7 protein-coding genes are annotated in these 16,542 nt (G+C 61.9%); all 7 read right to left on the reverse strand.

Features of this window, described 5'->3' with window-relative positions; genetic code table 11:
• Positions 1–15: 15 nt before the first annotated feature.
• Positions 16–3,972 (reverse strand): type VI secretion system membrane subunit TssM, encoded by a 3,957-nt coding sequence (gene tssM, locus G3O06_RS08955; RefSeq protein ID WP_205815777.1) that lies wholly within the window; start codon positions 3,970–3,972, stop codon positions 16–18.
• A 28-nt stretch (positions 3,973–4,000) separates the two neighbouring features.
• The gene (icmH, locus tag G3O06_RS08960) at positions 4,001–4,708 is read right to left on the reverse strand and encodes a type IVB secretion system protein IcmH/DotU (protein WP_346779500.1); all 708 of its coding nucleotides are present in this window, start codon (positions 4,706–4,708) and stop codon (positions 4,001–4,003) included.
• A gap of 267 nt (positions 4,709–4,975) precedes the next feature.
• Positions 4,976–5,230, reverse strand: a complete 255-nt coding sequence (locus G3O06_RS08965; protein ID WP_205815779.1) for a PAAR domain-containing protein — start codon at positions 5,228–5,230, stop codon at positions 4,976–4,978.
• A 392-nt stretch (positions 5,231–5,622) separates the two neighbouring features.
• Positions 5,623–11,547 (reverse strand): type VI secretion system tip protein TssI/VgrG, encoded by a 5,925-nt coding sequence (tssI, locus tag G3O06_RS08970; protein WP_241019671.1) that lies wholly within the window; start codon positions 11,545–11,547, stop codon positions 5,623–5,625.
• A gap of 70 nt (positions 11,548–11,617) precedes the next feature.
• Positions 11,618–13,495 (reverse strand): type VI secretion system baseplate subunit TssF, encoded by a 1,878-nt coding sequence (gene tssF, locus G3O06_RS08975; RefSeq protein WP_205815804.1) that lies wholly within the window; start codon positions 13,493–13,495, stop codon positions 11,618–11,620.
• A 364-nt stretch (positions 13,496–13,859) separates the two neighbouring features.
• The gene (locus G3O06_RS08980) at positions 13,860–14,516 is read right to left on the reverse strand and encodes a phosphorylase (protein ID WP_241019677.1); all 657 of its coding nucleotides are present in this window, start codon (positions 14,514–14,516) and stop codon (positions 13,860–13,862) included.
• A 51-nt stretch (positions 14,517–14,567) separates the two neighbouring features.
• Positions 14,568–16,541 carry a squalene--hopene cyclase gene (gene shc / locus G3O06_RS08985; protein ID WP_174918646.1) on the reverse strand — a complete coding sequence of 658 codons (1,974 nt, stop codon included), beginning with the start codon at positions 16,539–16,541 and terminating at the stop codon, positions 14,568–14,570.
• Position 16,542 lies beyond the last annotated feature (1 nt).

Genomic DNA, 16,542 nt, shown 5'->3' on the forward strand with positions numbered 1-16,542 from the left:
CTCAAAACTGCTCGCTCAAAACCCGCTCTCACGAATTACTGGCAACCTGCCCTGCGGCAATCCCGGCTGCGGGCCGCTATCCGGCAGGTTAAACATCGCCATCGTGCTCGGACACCGGAACGTCTTCAGCACATCGCTTGTCAGCGGATTCGCGACACTTCCGGCGCTCGTAATGTCGAGTGCTGCTTCTCGGCCGTCAAAACTGAACGCGACTCGCGTGCGGCCCGGTGTGGCCGCCTCGACCACACGACCTTTCCGGAGCAACCGCATCAGCGCCCACGGCCCGTCCGTTGCGATCGTCGAAGTGTCCGGACGAACGCGCGGGCTCGCGGTGATCTGAGCATGGACACCACCACGCGGTCCCGGCCATGTGACCGTGAAAGGCGCAATCGGGCCATGTCGGTAGAGCGTCGTCTGTCCGTCGATGTCGAGCGACAGGCTCATGATCGTCGGGTCGAGTTCAGGAATTCGGATGTCAGCCTTCCAGCTCGGCTGCTTACGATCAGGATCGTTGAAGAAAATGTCGCGGATCGCCTTCGCGTGCTCGAATGGCTCGAGGTCCGGCCCCTGCACGGGTTCGGTCGCGCCCGGCAGCGTCCGGTAGCGCCACGGCTTCGCGGCCGTGTCGACGAACGGTGCAAGTGTTTTCGTGAAGAAGTCATCGATCACGCCACCCTGCGTAAACACCCGAGTGAAATCGTCAATGCTGACGTCGCGCTCGCTATCGGGCGAAAACGGGTAGTTTCCTTCGATCGTCATTCGACAGGTGTCTGCAACTACCGCCTGCATCTGGCGCGACCGTAACTGGCCGATCCCCTGATTCACGCCACGTGAGCCATCGACAGCGAGTTGACGCAAGACTGCCCGGAACGGCGCCGGCATCGTGTCAGCCGTCATCTTGAGCTTTGCAGCACTCTCGCTTTTCGGCGGCATGCTGTTGTTCAACAGCGCATTGTCGGAAATCGTGAGTGTCGTGTAGTAATCGTTCAACAGATCGGTGACGCCATCCAGGCCCGTTTTCTCCGCCGGGGGCCTGGACAACTGCGTATCCGACAACACATCGGCATGGCCAGTCACGACCTCACGCAATGCCGCGAAATGGCTATCGACCAACTCGCGCTCAACCTGTTCCGACGCGCGAGGTCCCAGTATCTTCTCGGTTTGCTGGTTGACGGCGTCAGTCGCTTTTTCAAGGAAGGAGCCGTCTGCTCTCGCCAATGGCTGCGTCAGCGTCGTTTCACGTGCCACCGCCCGCGCGAGACGCGTCAGCGGTGAATCTGGTGCAGCGAAAGTCCGCAGCACCTTCAAGCTAAAGGCAAGGCTTGTTCCGCTCACGACACGAATGTCGTCAAGAAACGCATCCCATTGTTGAGCGTACTCCGCCAGGTACAAGCGCCTGATCGCCATCGACAGCTCGCCCCCATCTCGACTCGACACGTTCAGCACCACAGCCGAATTTCCCGGGGAATCACCCAGCGTCCGACGCCCCATAACCCAGGCATCGTCGTCGCTTGCCTTCTGAAGAAACTCCGGCAGGCGCTTGTCGAACATCGCCCGATATCCGTCCAGCGTAAAGAGTCCTGGTACGCCGCCGGACAACGATGCTCCGCTGGCCCGCGTAAACACGACGCCTGCTTGTGGTCCAACCACGCGCAGCAGCGAAAATTCGGCGGGCGCGTGTTTCAACATCGCCGCTTTCGCGCGCTGGTACAGACGATCGACTGGATTGCTGCCATCGAGAAATGCACGCGCCTGCCGGATCAGCCCATCGTTACGGGACAATGGCGACTGCACTACGTGTCCTACGGAGAACAGTCGCTGCACGTGATCGATCATTGCGGCGCGCCCACCGAACATTGCTGCACTGTCGTAACGTGCCCAATCGTCCAGCACCCACATCCTGACGTCGTTCGCGTTGAACCTTGTCCTGTCGTAGAGCATCAGGTACACGCGCAACGTATCGTACGCAGCCTTGGCATCACCGTTCGCCAAGGCATCGTTTATCACGGCCTCCATCCTGCGGACTATGTTCGGCAATACAACCTGCTCCGACAGAGCCTCGTATACGTGACGACTTCCCGACTCGATCATGTCGAGCCGGTCCGCGCCGAAACGAAATCCGACGTCGGGATCGGCGATGAGGCGCGTTGTGTCACGCGACAATTCGTTTGCATTGTCCAACACCATCGGAACACGCTCAGGAGCAGTAGAAAGGTTGCTTCGCGCAAGCAAAGCGGCCAGTGAGCGTGCCTTTTGTCCCAGCGTAGCAAGGGCTGTCCGTTCCCCTGTGAAGCTGCTCCAAAGATTCGCGCCTAACCCCACAGCGATCAGCCACACAAGCGAGTGTCCCAGCCATCGCTGCAGTCGCGCGCGATGCTCCCGATTCGGGTTCGGATATGCGAGATGCCCCTCGCGAAATACGACTCCGACCAACAGATCGCGCAGGAAGTAGCCGGTTTCGCTACACGCTCCTCGCCGGTCATTCGACTGCGCACCGGATGCGCCGATCATGCGTTGCAACAGCGTTTGACGATCCGCGACGACCTGCTGGCCGGTCTGACTTGCACTCGTCAGGTAAACACCTCGGAGCATCGCGTACGGTACCGTCGGCGCACCGTTGTCGCCCCCGCTGAACACTTGCCCGATCAGGTCTGCCAACGGATTCGTGAGTGCCGAAAATGCCTCCGGCAACATCGCCAGACGGCGACGACGTGCCACATCGGTTTCATTGCGAAGCAGACCACTCACGCCATCGGCAAGACGCGTCGCGAGCAGGTTCAGTTCCGTCTTGACCGCATTGGCCGTCCGCCCCTCCGGGTCGGACCGCAGCGTCACGCCCCATATCTGCTCACGCTCCAGTTCCCCGAGTGACGTGAAATAGTCAGTGAAGCCCGGCAGCCGGTCTATCTTCGTGACAATCAGCCAGGCGGGAAATTCAGTCCCGAACTCGACTTGCATCTCATCGAGCCGCGCCCGCAATGCGCGGCTCTCGGTTGCGCGTACGTTGAGATCCGCGTGCGTCAAGGCCGCGACATTGATCGTCAACAGCACGCCATTCAGCGGCAACCGGGGCCGGATACGGTGAAGCAGTCGAAGAAATCCTTTCCATTCCGCCGCATCGGTCTGCTCGCGGGCAGTGCTTGTGTCGGTCGGCCGCTTGTTGCGTGTCCCCTCATTCCGGGTATCCGACAGTTCCGCCGTCAGACGGTAGCGCGACGTGCCGTGCCGGACATAATGGCCAGCCGTATCAATCAGCACGGCCTCGTTGGTTATCCGCCAACCCGGCAAAGCCCGGGCGTCATCGGGCGCGAGCGAATGCTGAAGTTGTGCATCCAGCGGGAACGCCAGGCCCGCGTTTAACAGCGCCGTGGTCTTGCCCGCCCCCTCCGAGCCCATGACGGCATACCACGGCACATCGTAGAGATATGCTGCTGGCCCTCGAAACAGTCGCGACAGCCTGCGGGCGCCCCCGCGCCGCGCTTTCAACTGCTTGATCGCCGTCCTGGCCATGTCTTCGATCTCCGCCAGGCGCGATGCAGCCAGCGGCCGGGCGCCACGCTTACCGAGTCGAAGCAAACGCCTGAGCTGGCCCGGATGCCGGCGCATGCGCCTCCACCATCGGACCGACATAGCGACGGCACACACGAACACAACGCCGGCCATTGCCAGCATGCGGGCCATCACGGATGCAAACAGCGGTTTGCCGGCCAACGTCACGAGTGGAAAGGCATGCCATATCGCGAGACAGAGCAGCACGACGAAAACAATGCTCGTCGACCAGTCGATCAGCCACAGGATCCATACAGAGAGCACCAAGGCGATCAAAGTCAGTCGAATGCCGACCGATGCGAGTGGATTCAGTCCACCGAAACTCACCATCGGTCCCGCAAACCAGATCGCGGCAGCAGCAACGATCACCGTCACGACTGCCCATAGATGACGCGAGCGTAGAAACGAGAGAATCTTCTTCATGTGTAGGGTGAATGGCGTCCAACTTGCACTACCGGGCCGAACTGGCCCTCAGTGGTTCGATCGCACTGCCTGTCGGCGCGACACGCGCAATGCTGGAGAGTTGTCGCTGGACGTCATCCGCTTGCGTGCCCAACTCGATACGGCAAAAGACATACAGTGCGCAAAGTGTCGCCGACAGCAAGGCAACCGACATCCACACCGGGATTTCGAAATGGAAGGTCTGTCGATTCGTTACGGTCGATTGCGCATGAGGTGAGAGCGCGTCTGGAACAGGTGGAAGATGCATGACAATCGCGTTGTAAATTCGCTCTCGCACGCGGTCGTGCACGCCAAACGTCCTGCCACGTGGATACCGACCTTCAAACCCCAGGCTGAAAATCCGGGAGATCACTTCGAGCAATGGCCAGTGATCGGCATCGTCTTTCGACAGCCGCAGCGACAGTGCGTAGATCTTCGAACCGCCCTGGTTGTCTTCTCCAACACACTGAGTCAGCGCTCCGGCAGCCCAGGCGACACTCCCCGACGTATCGCCTCGCGATGCAAGTACGCGCATTGCGACCTCGTCCAGCGCCGTACACAGGCAATATCGTGCGCCGATCATGTGTTCGCTGCGGACGTTGGCCCGCACACAAAGGCGCTCATACACGCGAACTTCGTCCATCAGCAGGTCGCGCAAGAGTTCGTCATGGCCGATGCCGATTAGCTCCGGCATATCCACCAGCGCTCGAAGCAGCACCCTGCTTGCCTCCAGCAAGGCATTACGGTGGCCCAGTACCGCTGTCAGCCTCGTCTGCTCGTCCTCGGGCGGCGAAAGCGGTCTCAATGGACGACTACGGCGCGAGTTGGGTCGCTGCCTTTTACTCTTGCCAGAGAGAAAGATACCGTTCGGTTGTCGCGGTGGTGCCAGCGCGCTTCGAGCCGACACGATCTTGGGCGGGCTACTGGGTTGGGTCATGCTCGGGTGGATTCAAAATTCGACTCCTCGCGCTCAATGTAGAAAAAGTCAAACCGTAGGACCAGCATCGGACACGATCAGCGTTCCACCGCAACTTGTGCCACTGCCATGATGAGCAATTTGACGGCCGTTGATTGTGCCGAAACCGCCTTTGGTAATGACACCGGGGCCATGCAATGGACACGACACGGAATCGCCTACGCATGCTGCGGGCCGTCCGTTGATCGCGACGCCTGCGCTGGCTGATGTGACTACGCCGCCGTGGGTGGTCAATGTGCCGAGAGTTGCGACGGAAGCTGGCATTCAGAATGCACCTCAAAATAAATTACCAAATTTCACCACTAAAAACCCCACTCAATCTCTTTTGAATTTTTCATCAAAAACCTCCCTTTTCCTTGAAAATTCATAGGGTGACGACTCACTTGGATCGTCAAACTCCGGGTCATACGGGAGAATCTCAAGGAGACTTCTCCGACAAGCATCCGACACCATGGACCGGACTCGTGATGAGTACACGAAAGCTTATTCACCTTTTCCAAACCTCTCAGCCACCAACCTTATAGCTACAGCATAAATAACATAAATCATCACAAAATAAATCGCATCAAACCTGGACTTCAACCACCAATACGGCAAAACGCCAAAAAACACCAACACACAATAAATGTTAACCTTGCTGAATTTTTTATCGAATCTCAATCACCCACCTCATCACACTCATCCGACGCAGGACACCCCGCAGCTCCCTTCATAAGGGTCTTGCCACCTTGAATCGCTCCTTGAAGCTTCACTTGACTCATAATTTCTGATTTATGCGCATCAATCCTATTACTAAGCTTCGCAATTCTTGACGTACTACGCGCAGTCTTTAGTTGGGAAGATAATGCGCGCGCCGCCTTCGCCGATTTAACAGCCTTCCCTGCAGAGGCACCCATCCCTGGCAAAATTGCGGAAAATGCACCAGAGATTGCCATATCAGCCACATCAAGGCACTTCCAATTCATTTTCCCCGTAAAAATCTTCTGCTTTGCAAGTTGAATACCTGCATCAACGGCAGCCCCCCCCAGCGCTTTCCCAGCAAAAAGTGCCACGGGTATGAGGAACGCAAACGCTCCACTTGGATCAATTCTATTGATCGGATCTCTATCCGCGTAAGAGTAGTGAGCCAACCCTCCTAACAATCCAATCGGATCTTGGTTAATGTAACGTCCAACTTCGGTATCGTAATAACGCAACCGGTTGTAATTCAGCCTCGACTCCCGATCGTAGTACTGCCCCGGAAATCGTATCGGATTGTCAACGGCGTGCGCCAGCCTTCGGGTCGTCCGTCCATACGCACTCAAATCCGCTGCCCACACCACCTCGCGCTGTTCGTCGTACAACTCCTGCGGCGTCCCCAGGTGATCCATCACGTAGTGCCACGCCTGCCCATCCGCCAGCCGCGTCAACGGGCCTTCATGATCCGGATGCGGTACGTATGTCACGGCGCTGTCCTCATGCGACGTGCGCCCCGTCCTCACCTCCTGCATCATCCAGTCGCCGTCCCACATGAACAGCGTCGTCTGCCGCACGCCGCCCGTCTGCGTGTGATGCTTTGCTACTCGCCGTCCGAGTGCGTCATATTCGTACTCGCTTCTTGCACCGTTCTCGTGTTCGATTGCGACTAATTGGTGACTGCCGTCGTACCGATACCGCGTCACCTCCGGCGCTTCCGTCGGTTCCTCATACTTCGGCGTCCCCGTCAGCACTTCCATCACGCGCAGCAGATTGTCCGTCCCGCGCTGACTACGCTGTTCCGCCGCAGTCAGTTCCGGCTTCGGCCGCAACGGCACCGTTCGCGCGATGCGGTTGCCGTGCCCATCGTACGTAAAATCCACTAGACGATCCGGGCGCGTCTGCGGCGCGAACCGCAGCAAGCGATCCCCGCTTGCCTTCCACGCCTGCACGTCGTTCAGGCTCGGTGCAGCACCCAGCAAGTTGCCTGCCGGATCGTAATGAAACGCTTCCGAACCGCTCGCCGCTGTGACGTGTGTCAGACGGGATAGTGCGTCGTAGCGATACGTCTTCTTCTCCCGCCACGCATCGTCCAATGTCGTCAGTTGGCCCGCCGCGTCGTACTCCCACGCGCGCCACGGCCGCGGCCTCTCCAGCGACCGCCCCCGTTCGTCCAGGTTCTGCCAGCGATGCGCGGCCAACAAGCCGTTCGCGCCATACCCGAAGTGGTGTGCAGCGGGACCCTGCGTGCGCTTGATCTCACGATGCAACCCATCCCGCTCGAAACTCGCCAGCGAATGCTCGTCCAGCAGGACGCCATGTACGTGCCCCGAGCCGTAGCGCTGCCAGACCAGCGCACCGACGTCCGGCACGCTCGTCCAGTCGCGGTTCCCGATCGCGTTCACCCCGTGGGTCAACCGCCAGACGCGTCCGTGATGCGCCTGCACCTCGGCCGTGCGGCGCCCGGCCGCGTCATATTCGTAGGTCACCTGCACCGGCGCCCGTCCCGGTGAAGCTGCCTGAGCCTGCGTAAGCAACCCGCGCTCGTCGTACCGATAACTGGCTTGGTTCCCATCACTGGATCGCCGCTCCACCGGCCGGCCGAGCACGTCATACGTCACATGCGTAGTGATCTGCCCGTCCTGGCCGTGATCGATGCGCTCGACCAGTTCCCCCGCAGCGTTGTACCGATAGCTTTGCCGGCGGCCATCGAAGCCGGTCTGTTCGATCAACCGGTTCCGGCTGTCGTAGCGGAACGTCGTCGCCTCCTGATTCGCATTGGTCAGCTTGGTCAGACGGCCAATTGCGTCATACCGGAACTGCTGCGTGCCCTCCGCCGGATCGACGATTCGGGTTCGCTGCCCGTAGCCATCCCAATCCACCCGCGTCACGCGCTTGAGCGGATCCGTATGCGCGATCGCCCGACCCGCTTGATCATATTCAGCCTTCCACCAGCCCATACCGGCCGGCTGCACCGCGGTCATGCGCGCCGACAGGCTGCCGCTGTGGCGGCTGACCTGGCCCAATGCATCCGTGGTCTCGGTCAACTGGCCGAATTGATCGTACTGATAGGTCGTGGTCTGTCCCGAGCAATCGGTACGCGCCACGAGTTGCCCCGCTTCGTCCCACTGCATTTTCGTCACGTTACCCAGTGCATCGGTGCGGGCAACCGGCAAGCCGTTCTCGTACGCGTAACTCGTCACATTCCCGAGCGGATCGGTTTCGCTCGTCAGGTGACCTTGCGCGTCGTAGCCGCGCTGCCAGATCTGCCCGGCAGGGTCGGTGATCTGTTCCGGCAGGGTCCGGTCGTTATAGCTGATGCGCGTGACCTGACCGGCCGGGTCGATGATCGACGTCGGATTGCCCCGCGCATCGTTCACCATCCGCGTCGTGCGGCCCAGTCCATCCGTATAACCTGCCACGCTCCCCGTCTCGTCGAAATGCGTCTGCTCGAGGCTGCCGTCCGGATGCACGACCTTCTCGACCGCCCACAAGCCGTTGTAGTGGTATTCGGTCGTATGCCCCAATCCGTCCGTCACCCGTGTCACGCGCAGCGACGGCAGGTAATCGAAACGCGTCTCGCGCGTGACGATTTGCTGCCCGTCGGCGGTCTCGGTATACGCGTAGGTCCGTAGGCAGTATGCGTTTGGCGTATCGTCGCTCCATTCCGATACGTGCGTCGCACCCGCCGGCGTACGGTACGTTGTCAGCAGATGGTGGTCATAGCTGTAGCGCCACGTCAGGTTTTCGCGGTCGGTGGACTCGATCAGGTCGCCGTGTTCGTCATAGGCGTAGCTCGTCAGGTGCAGCGGCTGATTGCCGAACCCCTGGTCGAGCAACACGGACGTGATCCGGCCGGACTCGTCCAGTTCGCAGCGCACGGTATGCCGATTGTTGCGAACCGTTTCCAGCCAGCCTTGCGCCGTATAGCCGAGCGTCAGGCTCTGCCCGTCGCGTGTGCCGATACGCTGCAATTGCCATCGGGCCTCGTCAGCCGGATGGCGGCCATAGTGCTCTTCGACACCGTTGCCGAAGCGCAGCATGTAGGTGGCGCCCGAGGCGTTGTCGTCACCACGCGCCAGCGTGAGCTTCTCAATCGAATGGAAGTGTTCTTCACCGGGGCTCAGCGGCGGAAACCGCAACTGCCGCCCGTCCGCGTCGAAGTAGATCAATCCCGTCGAACTCGTCCGCACTTCCGTCGCATACGGCAGTTTCCACGCCACACCCAGACTGCCTTGACGCTGATCCGCGCTGCGGTAACTCCGGCTCCAGTGAATCGATACCCGGCCCGGCAGCGTAAAGTCCGTGTGCGACAGCACCTTCTGCCCCGTCGCCAGATCGACCGGGTTCGCGCTGACCGTCTTTTTCGCGCATTCCGCGCAATCGGCTTCGGTCACCGGTGCGAGGCCGCTGGCATCGCCATTCGTCATGCTGATCGTCGGCGCCTGCAGGTAAATCGCCGTGCCTTTCAGGTGAATGCCGGACTCGTCGATCGTCACCGTCCCGCCCGGCCCCGTCAGCTGCGCCTGCTTCGCCCCCGACAGGCTGCTTTCACCCGTATCCGCGATGCGCAACTGATTGGCGTTCGAACTCGGCACAGGCGCGGGCAGTTGCGGCGCGAAGTCGGGTGACGGCACGATCGGATTCGCCTGATCGGCACTCACCGCATCGCCCACCGCCTTGCCGCGCACGGTCACCGTGTAGGTATGCCCCACATCTGCCGTCCAGTCCTGCACGACGCGGTCGGTCCGGCTCTGGCCCACCGTGCTGGCCATGTGCAATCCGACGTTGCGCAAGTACAGCCCGCCGACGTTGACGTTGTACGCCATCCCGACGTTGAGCATCGCGCCCATGCCCACGCTCTTCACCGACGCGAGCGTCACCGTCTCGACCTTGTAGCCACCGGTCGACAGTGTCCAGTGACGTCCGATCTGGTCAGTTTCATCGTGGCCGATCCACTTCGTGCGGTCGCGTCCTACCGTGTGGGTTTCATCGGCTTCGATCACCGCATCCAGGTTGCGCTCGGCCTGGATCCAGACCTGCTCCGCCCCTTTCTTGTCTTCGAAGCGGATCGCATTGGCGTGGCCGTATCCGCCGCCCTTGGTCGAGCGCGTCAGGATCCCGCTTTGCGTCGCGTTCGCCGGCAACGTCCACGGCGGCATCGTCATCGCGTTGTAGACACGCCCCGTCACGATCGGGCGATCCGGGTCACCGTTCTCGAAATCAACGATGACCTCGGTGCCCACCCGCGGAATATGGATGCCGCCGAAGTTGCTGCCGGCCCACGGATACGACACCCGCACCCAGCAGGACGAGTTCTGGTCCTTCACGTCGGAGCGGTCCCAGTGAAACTTGAGCGTCACCTCGCCGTTCTTGTTGGTCCAGATCTCCGCGCCTGCCGGACCGGTCACGATCGCCGTCTGCGGGCCGCGCGTGCGGGGTTTCGTGATCGTACGCGGCGGGCGGAATACCGTGGTTGACGGCTGGACGATAAACTTGCTGCGAATCGCGTAGGCCGAGAACCCGGTCGTCTCGCCGGTTTCCTTCGCGTCCAGCGCCGACTCGATCACCAGATACTCGCGATTGGCGTTCACCATCGGATGGCCTGCCAGCGCAAACGTCGTGCCGCACACCACGTTGCGCAGGTTGCCCTCGCCTTTCGCCCGCTCGCCCTGTGCGTGAATCTCTTCCATTCGCACGCGTGCGAATGCGTGACCGTCCTCCGTTTCGGTATAGTCGCCCGGCCACTCGTAACGTTCGAGCTGGTTGTGCGCCGTATCGCGCGGCAGGCTGTTCTGCGTGGTCAGCGTCGCGCCCGGCTTCTCGAAGTCGAAATCATCGGTGGTCCACACGCCCGACTGCAGGCGCTCCGTTGCTTCGAAGCGGTCGACGTGCTCCCTGTCGATCTTCTGGCCCGGTGGGTAGTACGCGAGCGTTTGGTACGCGACGCTTTCCACCATCCGGTGAGCGCCTGGACCGTCGACCAGCACCAGTCGGTGTACGCCTTCCGAATGCTCGAAGAACCACGTGATGCCGTGTTCTTCCATCAACCGCTGGGCAAACGCGAAATCCGACTCGCCGTACTGGACTTGATAACGCAGCGGCTTGTAGGTCCGGCCGACCCGCATCTCGAACGAGTACAGGTACAGGCTGAACACCTCGCGCAGAATGTCCAGCACGCTCTTGCGCTGGAAGATGCGGTAGTCGGTGCGCTCCCGCGCCAGCGCAAACCAGGGTTCCAGCACGACCCGGTAACGCGACTGCCGATTCAGTTGGTCCACGTAGCTGGCCGCTGTCACGACGCCGCTGATTTCTCGCGTGCCGGCCCCCAGATTGGCTGCCCCCGTCCGCCCGGCCATCCCCGCGACGAAACCGCCCATCCCGTCCAGCTGGATCGTGACGGTCAGCTCCTTGCCGAGCGTCGCTTTGAGATCGAGGTTGGCCAGCAGGTCGACCGGCAGCAGCGGATCGGCTGGCGTCGTCAGCCACAGTTCATATGCATACAGCGTGGAGAGCTGCTCGGTGCCCCGAATCGCGCTCAGGTGCAGCACCGACGCGATGCCTTCCAGCTCCGGCAGCGCCGGGCCGCTGACCGAAAATGTTCGGTTTGTCTTGAAACTCAACATGCGTGCTGGCCCTCGTGCGCGTGATTGTTGTTCTGTGTCACCGACTGCATGAACCGCTTTCCTCCGTGAGTCAGAGTGCGCTGCGCGTCCCCGTTCGAACCGGCCAACGCATCAACTCGCCGCGCTGCGGCGAGCGCAACACAGACTGAGTAAAAGAATGTGTCGAAACGTGACGTGCCACGTAATGCTCGAGGATCACCCCGAAGAGATAAGGGCTCATTCCATCAAAACCGCTTTCATCCACGGTCAGCACGCATTCGATGCCTCGACCGAATCGCAACTGGCTCTGGCCGGGCAGTTTCTTCGTCACGGGGCGCGCATCAACATGGAGCAGACTGTCGATCTGTCGTTGGAAGCGCACATCGTCGGCAGCAGCGAACAAAGCCAGAATGTCGCGTAGCCCGCTCCCGTCCTGAGCCTCCAAGGTGCTGTATCCGAGATTCAGCTGGCCGATCAGCCGCCAGGCAGCGTCCCGCTGGGCAAACGGCGCACGTGCAGGGCTCGGCGCACGAATGAGTCCCGCGCTCCTTACCGGCGCACTGATCCCGACAGTCAGATCCTTCAGGCCATCGGGCACCAGCAGGCTAGGCAAATCGCAGTTCGTCAACCAGGCATCCACCGACAGATATTTCATATCTTGAGGATAGGAGTACTCATTTTGATCGACCAACGAAGCGAAAACATCCGTACCTGCGTACGTGGCACGCGCACCATAGCGACGATACGACGTCTTCGCCATTCCATGCTCGCGGCGCGTCGTGAAGTAGCGTCCGTGATTGGCTTCATCGTTCAGCAGCGCCTGGTACAGCGGCCGAAACTCGAGCGACGCCGCGCCGTTGCTCACAAAACCATGCAATGCTTCTACCGCGAACACCTCGTAGTCCGAGCCGTTCTGCCTGTCGGGTCTCAGCGGAATTTCAGCGCCCATGCGCGGGATCTCGGCGGGATCGGTTTTACGACGAAACAGGTTGATGACCGGTGTACAGAAGAGTGCAAAGCGGGATGCGTCGACGTGCTCGACCAATGTACTGTCGAAGCGATCCAGCAATATGACGATTTCGGCTTCACGACCGGTCACGTGTCGCAATCCCGCATTCAGACCCGCCAGCGTGAAAAACCAGAAGCGCGCGGGACACGCTGCATATTCGTGCAGCAGGTTATGGCCGTGAAACTTCGATCTGGCCAGCGGCAGCAGACTCTCGTCGGTAGCCAGACCCGCGTGTTCGATCGCCTGACCGGAGACAATCCCGAGCGATTGATTCGGGTCAGCGAAGCGGTTCGGCACCCCAGTCACGGATGCCACAGCGCCAGCGTGGATCAGTTCGAACAGCCGCGACGCGACGCGCTCGTCACCTGCCAGATACACGGGCAACTGATCCAGGCCGCGCAACTCATCGAATAGCGCTTCGCCCGTGGTACGGAGCCTGAGGCGCAGCGCACCGCGAACCGGCTTATCTGCAGCGCTATAACGCTCTATCGACGGGATGTCCGGTGGAACCCCTGTCAGCCTCGCCGAAACAATCTCCAACGGATACAACATCACATCCAGACCGCTACGAAACGTGCAGGACGTGCGTTCGCCATCCGGCACGCGGCTCGTGAACTCCGTGCCACGCGGTACGCAAAACCCCTCGAGCAAATTGCCTTCCTGCTCATCGGGATAGAGGCGAGCTACCGCAATCGAGGGCGTCGGGGCGACGTAATTCGGATAGACAGTTTCCAGGAGCCGACTGGTCAGCAGGGGGAATTCGGCATCCAGTTTCAATTGCAGCCGAGCGGTTGTAAAACTCGCCGCCTGCACCAGACGCTCCACAAAAGGGTCGGCGATCTCCCCGACATGCATGCCCAGCCGACGCGCAATTTTTGGATGCGCCTGGGCGAACTCCTCCATCAACTCCTTGAAGTAAAGCAATTCCCGATTGTAGGCATCAAGGAGATGAGGGTTCATGGCAAGCGCAAATTCGGATTCCACACAGAGAATTCGACAGCATCGCTGTCAGCAGTGTGTTGGATGCTAGCCTCAAAAACCATCTCGATAAATACCTGACAGAATTGAGAGGTCAGGCTTTGATACCGGGGCTGAGAGCCTTATTTTGAGATATGAGTCGTTATCCTGAATATTTTAAGCATAATCCACCGCTACAATCCTGCGCTGACGCTCGTTGCTCATGAAACCTCGCAAGTCTCGTTCTCCATACCGTTGTGCCGATTGCAATGGCCGGAAACGGTCAAGAGTGCTGCGTCATGCAGCAATTTTCTTGCGAGTGCGAGGAAGAGGGCGGAGGAGGGGAATGCGCAGCGGTGCGCGCCGCTCAAACGATCCGCATCGCGCCCGCACGCTCGAACGCATGCCGCGCCTGGATCAGCGTCGTGCGCGCCGCGCGCGCGTCGCTCGCGACCTGCAGCAGCGGGCCAAGCTGCGACGGCTGCTTCAGCAGTTCACGCAGGATCGGCAGGATCGCCGTGCTGCCGTCGTCGCGCAGGCCGGCCGTTGCCGCGCTCGGCAACGTGCGCCACGCCGGATCGACGATCGCGCGGCACACCGCGAACGGTACGCCGCGCGCAGCCGCGAAGGCCGCTGCGATATGCGACTCCATGTCGACGGCGAGCGCACCCTTCGCGCGATGCAGCGACGTCTTTTCCTGTTCGCTGACGACCGGTGCGCCGACGGCCGCGATCGTGCCGCGCGTGACGCGCGCCCAGACCGGCGTGTCGTGCAGCGCGGCGACGAGCCGTTCACTCCAGCCCGGATCGGTCTCGACGCGACCGAACGGCCCGTCGATCGCGTTCGCGATCACGAGTGCGCCGGGCGCGAGGTCGGGCGCGAGCCCGCCCGCCGTGCCGAAGCTCACGATGCCCGCGCAACCGCGCGCGGTCGCCTCGGTCAGCGCGCGTTCGAGCCGGTCGGCCCGTGCGGCAAAGACGGCTTCGACGCCGTCGCCGCGCGCGATGCGCGCCTCGAACGCCATCCCCGTCACGGCGATGACGGGCAACGTGCCGGTGGGTTGCGGCGCCACGCGTTACAGCCCGAACGTCACGCGCGTCGTGTTGTCGCGCTTCAGGTTGCGATAGCGGGCGAGCGCCCACAGCGGGAAGAACTTGCGATAGCCGTGGTAGCGCAGGTAGAACACGCGCGGGAAGCCCGTCGCCGTGAAGCGCGCCTCGTCCCACAGGCCCTCTTCATTCTGCTCGGCGATCAGGTAGTCGATACCGCGCGCGACGGCCGGGTTGTTCACCTCGCCGGCCGCCATCAGGCCGAGCAGCGCCCAGGCGGTTTGCGACGCGGTGCTCGGCGCCTGCTCGAAGCCGCGATAGTTCAGCTTGTAGCTGTCGCCGTCCTCGCCCCAGCCGCCGTCCTTGTTCTGGATCGACAGCAGCCACTGCGCGCCGCGCTTCATGCGCGGATCGTCCGGCGTCAGGCCGGCCGCGTTCAGCGAGCACAGTGCCGTCCACGTGCCGTACACGTAGTTCATCCCCCAGCGGCCGTACCAGCTGCCGTCCGGTTCCTGCTCCTTGAGCATGTAGTCGAGCGCACGACGCGCCGGCTCGCTGTTCAGCGGCGTCTCGCCGAGCTGCGACAGCATCGACAGGCAGCGGCCCGACACGTCGGCCGTCGGCGGATCGAGCAGTGCGCCGTGATCCGAGAACGGGATGTTGTTCAGGTAGTACTGCGTGTTTTCCGGTTCGAACGCGCCCCAGCCGCCGTCGCTGCTCTGCATCCCGACGACCCACTCGCGCGCACGCGCGATCGAATCGCGATACGCATCGTTCTGCTTGAGTTTCTGCGCGCGCTCCATCGCCACCGCGACCACCGCCGTATCGTCGACGTCCGGGTAGTGTGCGTTCGCGTACTGGAACGCCCAGCCGCCGGGCCGCACATGCGGGCGGCGCGAGATCCAGTCGCCGCGCACGTCGAGGATCTGCAGCGGGCGCAGCCATTCGAGGCCGCGGATCGCGGCGTCCTCGGCACGCGCGTCGCCCGTTTCGAGCAGCGCGTGCGCGGCGAGCGACGTGTCCCACACCGGCGACAGGCACGGCTGGCAATACGCTTCGTCGTCGTGCACGACGAGCAGCTTCTCGATCGACTTGCGCGCGATCGCGCGGTTCGGGTGATCTTCCGCGTAGCCGAGCACGTCGTACATCATCACCGCGTTGGCCATCGCCGGATAGATCGCGCCGAGGCCGTCCTCGCCGTTCAGGCGCTCGTCGACGAACGACACGGCCTGGCGGATCGCGCGTTCGCGCGTGTAGTTCGGGAACAGGCCGTCGGCCGCGCGCAGCGCATGGTCGACCACGCGGAAGAACGCGAACCAGCCGGCGCTCTGGTGGCCCTGGCGCGGCAGCAGCCCGGCGTTGACGGGCGGATCGATGAACAGCTCGTCGATGCGCACGCCGCGCGGGTTCTTCGCGAGCGGGCGCTTCGCATTCAGCACGAGCAGCGGCACGATCACGGTGCGCGCCCAGTACGACACCTTCGACAGATGGAACGGGAACCACTGCGGCAGCAGCATGATCTCGACCGGCATCATCGGCACCGCGCGCCACGGAATCGCGCCATACAGCGCGAGCTGGATGCGCGTGAACACGTTCGACATCTCGGCGCCGCCCATCGCGTGAATGGCCTTGCGTGCGCGCTGCATGTGCTCGGCGTTCTCGTCGTCGCCGATCACCTTCAGCGCGAAATACGCCTTCACGCTCGCGCTGATGTTCGGTGCGCCATCAGTGAACAGCGGCCAGCCGCCGTCGGCCTGCTGGATGCGGCGCAGATACTTGCCGATCTTCTGTTCGAGCTCGAGGTTCGGCGTCTCGCCGAGATAGTGGACGAGCAGCACGTATTCGGCGGGAATCGTCGAATCGGCTTCGAGTTCGTAGACCCAGTGGCCATCCGCGTTCTGCGCGGCCAGCAGCGCATCGGTCGCACGCGCGACGGCCGTGTCGACGCCCGCCGGCACGGTGCCGGCGGACAGGGTAGCCATTTCGGTGAGATCGTTCATC

Origin of the sequence: Burkholderia sp. Ac-20345, assembly GCF_017104825.1 — a bacterium.
In the GTDB taxonomy this organism is placed as follows: Bacteria; Pseudomonadota; Gammaproteobacteria; order Burkholderiales; family Burkholderiaceae; genus Burkholderia; species Burkholderia lata_B.